General features: G+C 61.9%; 5 protein-coding genes. 1 reads left to right on the forward strand and 4 read right to left on the reverse strand.

What is annotated here, in order from left to right:
- The 3 genes from VF769_RS14470 to VF769_RS14480 form a co-directional block, all read right to left on the reverse strand.
- Positions 1-432: DUF2207 domain-containing protein (locus VF769_RS14470; RefSeq protein ID WP_331009133.1), on the reverse strand; the 432-nt coding region annotated here is incomplete at its 3' end.
- Positions 429-992: a LemA family protein gene (locus VF769_RS14475; protein ID WP_331009134.1), complete on the reverse strand. Its 564-nt coding sequence runs from the start codon at positions 990-992 to the stop codon at positions 429-431. The genes VF769_RS14475 and VF769_RS14470, both read right to left, overlap by 4 nt.
- A 524-nt stretch (positions 993-1,516) precedes the next feature.
- Positions 1,517-2,158 carry a DUF542 domain-containing protein gene (locus VF769_RS14480; RefSeq protein WP_331009135.1) on the reverse strand — a complete coding sequence of 214 codons (642 nt, stop codon included), beginning with the start codon at positions 2,156-2,158 and terminating at the stop codon, positions 1,517-1,519.
- 184 nt (positions 2,159-2,342) lie between these two features.
- Here VF769_RS14480 and VF769_RS14485 point away from each other — a divergent pair, with 184 nt between their 5' ends.
- Complete coding sequence (locus tag VF769_RS14485; protein ID WP_331009136.1) at positions 2,343-4,565, forward strand: adenosylcobalamin-dependent ribonucleoside-diphosphate reductase; 2,223 nt, start codon at positions 2,343-2,345, stop codon at positions 4,563-4,565.
- Between the two features lies 1 nt (position 4,566).
- On the opposite strand, the gene VF769_RS14490 is transcribed toward VF769_RS14485, so the two are convergent.
- A partial coding sequence (locus VF769_RS14490; protein ID WP_331009137.1) for a hemerythrin domain-containing protein occupies positions 4,567-4,920 on the reverse strand: 354 nt, incomplete at its 5' end.

A 4,920-nucleotide genomic window follows, 5' to 3' on the forward strand; every position in this document is an offset into this window, starting at 1 on the left:
GCCGGTCGCGTTCCAATAGACTTCATCATAGCCGTCGAAATAGCGAACCTGGTTCTTGACCTCGTAGCGGATCAAGAAGGTGTACCGCCCGGGTTCGAGCAGCACGTCGGGATCGCCGATACGGATGCGATACGCATTATCGTCGGTGCTGATCTCGTAGGGTTCTTCGCGTCCATCGCGTTCAACCTCAAGAACACGGTAGCCGTAAGCGAACGTTGCTCCGTCGCGCTCAAAATGCCGCGGCAAATCGCGGAAGATGCCGCGGCGGATCTGCGCGCCTTCGGCGACGACGCTGATGGTCTCGGTGACAATGATGTCGCCATCCCGTTCGACCGCGACATGGACGTCGAACATGGTGATCTCTTCACGCGCGAACGCCGGCTGGGCGAAGAGAAGCGCAAGCAGCGCAAGCAGCGTGGCGCGGAGACTCATTGGTCGCCGCCCAGATGAAGCGCGGGCGCGGCGCGATTGGCGGACTCAATCTCAAAATATTGCCGAGCGCCGATGCCGCCGAGGATCGCGACAAGATTGGTCGGGAAGCTTTCGACCGCGATGTTGAGTTCACGCACGGCGCCGTTGAAGAAACGGCGCGCCATTTCGATTTTGTCTTCCGTGGCCGAGAGTTCGTTCTGCAAGTCCAGAAAATTTTGGCTGGCCTTGAGTTCAGGATAGGCTTCGGCGACGGCGATGAGACGCGCGACCGGGCGTGAGAGCTCGCTCTCAGCGGCGCTGCGTGTGGCGACGTCGTCGCCGGCGGCCAGCGCTGCGGCGCGGCGGGCGGCGACATCCTCGAACAATTGCTTCTCGTGCGCGGCGTAGCCTTGCACGACGCTAACGAGGCGGGGGATCAGGTCGGCGCGCCGCTTCAGTTGCACGTCGATGTCGGCCCACCCATTATTGACCATCTGCCGCTTGGCGATGAGCTGGTTGTAGAGCACCACGACGCCAATCAAGATGATGGCGCCCAGGGCAAGCAGAACGGTGGTGGTCAAACGCGCCTCCAGGTCTTTGCCGCCTTCCACACGCCTAATGCAGGTGGAACAAGCGCCAGCGCCCAGCAACATCTTGGGCGCGCCTCAAGTTGCCAAAGGCGGACCGGAAATCAAACCCGGCGAACCTACAAAGTGGATTGACGAATATTGCAGCGCACCGACGAAGGGAGCTGATGGCCGCTCCGACACAGTCCGTGGGCGTGACGAGGTGCGAGATCCCTAACGCGGCGCCCCTGAAAGCGGAAGTCTAACTTCCGACGATTGTCGACCGAGGCATCTGGATTTCTACCTCCGCCCTAAACAACGCTGGCGGTGCGTGCCGCCGCTGTGGGGTGGGAGCGTCGGGAGTCAGAGGGCACGGAGCCCTCTACCGCTTTGCCACAACCACGAAAAAATGGCGGCCGCGGGTGCGGCCGCCAAGCTAGGGAGAGACGGCGTCAGCCATGACCGAGCTGCCGCAGCCACGCGCGCACAATGCGCTCACCTCGACGCTGGCCCAATGACAAACATCAATCCCCGATCCGCTATTCGAACATCGGAAACAACACTTCATTCTCTAATGCGATATGCGCGCGCAGGTCCTCATGGAGCTTGGCGCACCCCGCATAGAGCGCACGCCACGTGCCGCAAGCGTCTTCTGGCGGCAAAAACGCGTTCGTGCGCGCGCTCAACTCTTCCAGATGACGTTCGTGCCCTTCATGCTCCATACGCATGCGCCGCATCGCGAACGGCGCGCAACCTCCGCCACCCGCGAGCAAGGTCGGAAACAGCACTTGCTCCTCCTTGCTCATATGGTCCTCCAATTCCCCCAGTAGCGCCGCCAGGAAGTCTGCGAGACCCACAGGCGCCGCTTCATGACTGGCGTGAACCGCCTCCACTTTGCGGGCGAGCTTGTAGAGTTCCGGCAATTCGCGCCGATGCACGGCGTGATAGGTTTCCAGGATGAAGGGGATGAGCGCCTCGGGCGTAGTGGGCGCGTCATCACGCGCGCTGCCCTGCGTGGCCTGCAAATCCTCCAAAACGACCGCCGCGTCTATGGCGCGCTCGCCGAGCACGTCCCGTAATCGACGCTCCCCCTCGTCACACAGATCAATTTTGAGACGCCGTAACACGCCCGCCGCGCCGGCGTTTGCGCTGGAAATCTCCGAGATCGTCTTGTGCAACATTGCCGCTCTCCTCATAATGATTATCATATCGCGCACGCAGCGTGTGACGATTGACCAACATCAAAGCACTCGTTGATCGAAGGCAAAAACTGCGCTGCGTTGTCGCGAGCTGCTGCAATTTACCTCCGCCTTACATTCGACTCATGGAGACTGGCGCACGAACTCAGATGAATGGAGCAAGGACATGCCTTTTGACGCCGCCATTTCCGCCGAAATCTGGAACGCGAAATATCGCTTCCGCCCCGATGGCGACGGCGGTGACCAGAGTGTTGAGTCCACGTGGGCGCGCGTCGCCGCCGCGATCGCCGAGGCTGAACCCTCGCGCACGCGCCGCTATTGGCGCGAGCAATTCGAAGATGCGCTTCGTGATTTCAAGTTCCTGCCGGCGGGCCGCATCATAGCCGGCGCCGGCACCGGGCGCGCTGTCACTCTGTTCAATTGCTTCGTGATGGGAACCATCCCGGACAATCTCGACGGCATCTTCGAACATTTGCGCGAAGCCGCACTCACCATGCAGCAAGGCGGCGGCGTGGGCATGGACTTCTCAACCATACGTCCCGCCGGCGCGCCGGTACGCGGCGTCGGCGCGCAGGCGTCCGGGCCGCTCTCCTTCATGGATGCGTGGGACGCGATGTGCCGCACTGTCATGTCCGCGGGCCAGCGCCGTGGCGCGATGATGGGATGTCTGCGTATTGATCACCCGGACATTGAAGCGTTCATAGACGCCAAGCGCGATGCGTCGCGACTGCGTAATTTCAACATTTCGGCGCTGGTCACCAACGACTTCATGGCCGCGCTCGCCGCGGATCAAGACTGGCCGCTTCAGTTCAACGGCCAAATATATCGGACAGTGCGCGCGCGCGATCTCTGGGCGCGCCTGATGCGTTCGACCTATGATGCCGCCGAGCCCGGCGTGATCTTCATCGATCGTGTCAATGCGGAGAACAATCTCGCCTATTGCGAAACCATCTCCGCAACGAACCCGTGCGGCGAGCAGCCTTTACCGCCCTACGGCGCATGTTTGTTGGGATCGATCAATCTGTCGCGGCTCGTACAACGTCCGTTCGAGGCCGACGCCGAGATCGACATCGAAGAACTGGAGCGTCTAACCACCACATCAGTCCGCTTTCTCGACAATGTGATCGACGTTTCGCGCTATCCGCTCCGCGAACAAGAGCAGGAAGCCAAGGCCAAGCGCCGCATCGGGCTTGGCGTTACGGGTCTGGCTGACGCCCTGATTTTCTGCAACACGCGCTATGGCGGCGCAGATGGCGTGGCGCTCACGGAGAAATGGCTGAGCGCCATTCGCACCGCGGCCTACCGCGCCTCCGCTCTGCTTGCGGCGGAAAAGGGCGTGTTTCCCGCCTACGATACAGCGATCCTCGATCGGCCGACTTTGGCCTCCTTAGACACCGATACCCGCGCGCTTATTGCCGAGCACGGGCTGCGCAACGGTTGCCTGACCACGATCGCGCCGACGGGTACGATCTCCTTGCTTGCCGGGAATACGTCCTCGGGCATCGAGCCGGTGTTTGCGTTTTCCTATCAGCGCCGCGTGCGTCAGCCCGACAATTCATTCATCGAGGAGCCCGTTCAAGATTACGCTTTGACGATGTGGCGCCGCACACATGGCGAAGCGACTCCGCCGGAGCATAGTTTTGTCAGCGCCCAGACGCTTACGCCCGCCGATCACCTCGCGATGCAGGCCGCCGCGCAGCGCTTCATCGACAGTTCGATTTCAAAGACGGTCAATTGTCCGGAAGACATTCCGTTCGAGGATTTTGCCGACATCTACGCGCGGGCGTTCGACCTCGGCTGCAAAGGCTGTACAACCTACCGGCCGAATGCTGTCACAGGCTCGATTCTCTCTGTTGAGAAGCCCGCAGAGCAGACGCCGCCAACGCCCGCGCCGCCGCCATTGGCCGCGCGCCCAGAGACCCTGATCGGCTCAACCTATAAGATCAAGTGGCCGGAGAGCGAGCACGCGCTCTATGTGACGATCAACGATATCGACGAAGGCGGCGTACGCCGGCCGTTCGAGATTTTCATCAACTCGAAGAACATGGAGCACTATGCCTGGACGCTTGCGCTTACCCGCATGATCTCCGCCGTGTTCCGTCGCGGCGGCGATGTGTCGTTCGTGGCGGAGGAACTCAAGGCCGTGTTTGATCCGCGCGGCGGCGCATGGCTGCATGGGCGCTACGTGCCGTCGCTGCTAGCCGCGATTGGCGACGTGATCCAACGTCACCTGGATAGCGATACGATCGCCGCGCCGGTGACAGCGGCCGACCCGGCGCCGGTCGCCAACTCCCGTCCCCGATTCTGCCCGAAGTGCAACGCCGCTGCCCTTGTGCGCGCCGAAGGGTGCGACAAGTGCCTGGATTGCGGCTATTCGAAATGTTCGTGAGCTATTCGTCCGTCGCCGCCACCCGGCGGCGGCGGGCGATCAGTCTGGCGCTCAGAAAGCGCAGATCCGCAGCGCTGAAGCGCCTCCGCGCAAGCGGCACGACCACGGCATTCTCCAGCGTAAGATGCTGCATTTCGTGGTGCGCGAACGCGCGTAGCGCCTCCGCGCCGCCTTCAATGGCGTGCGGCGGCTTTCGGACGATGAGGCAGGCATTCAACACATCGCGCGCGCGGGTGGATAGCGCTTTATCCTCAGCGTGCTCTTCCGTCAGGCGATCCAGGACCTCGTCCACCTGATCCTCAGGCAAGCATCGTTTGCGGAGCAATGGGAAAACATCTTCCTCCTCGTCGATCAC

Origin of the sequence: Vitreimonas sp. (genome assembly GCF_036392335.1) — a bacterium.
Lineage (GTDB): Bacteria > Pseudomonadota > Alphaproteobacteria > Caulobacterales > Aquidulcibacteraceae > Vitreimonas.

Excerpts from the sequence above, each read along its gene's own strand:
- VF769_RS14480 (WP_331009135.1), bottom strand. The coding sequence starts at position 2,158 with ATGTTGCACAAGACGATCTCGGAGATTTCCAGCGCAAACGCCGGCGCG.
- VF769_RS14485 (WP_331009136.1), top strand. The coding sequence starts at position 2,343 with ATGCCTTTTGACGCCGCCATTTCCGCCGAAATCTGGAACGCGAAATAT.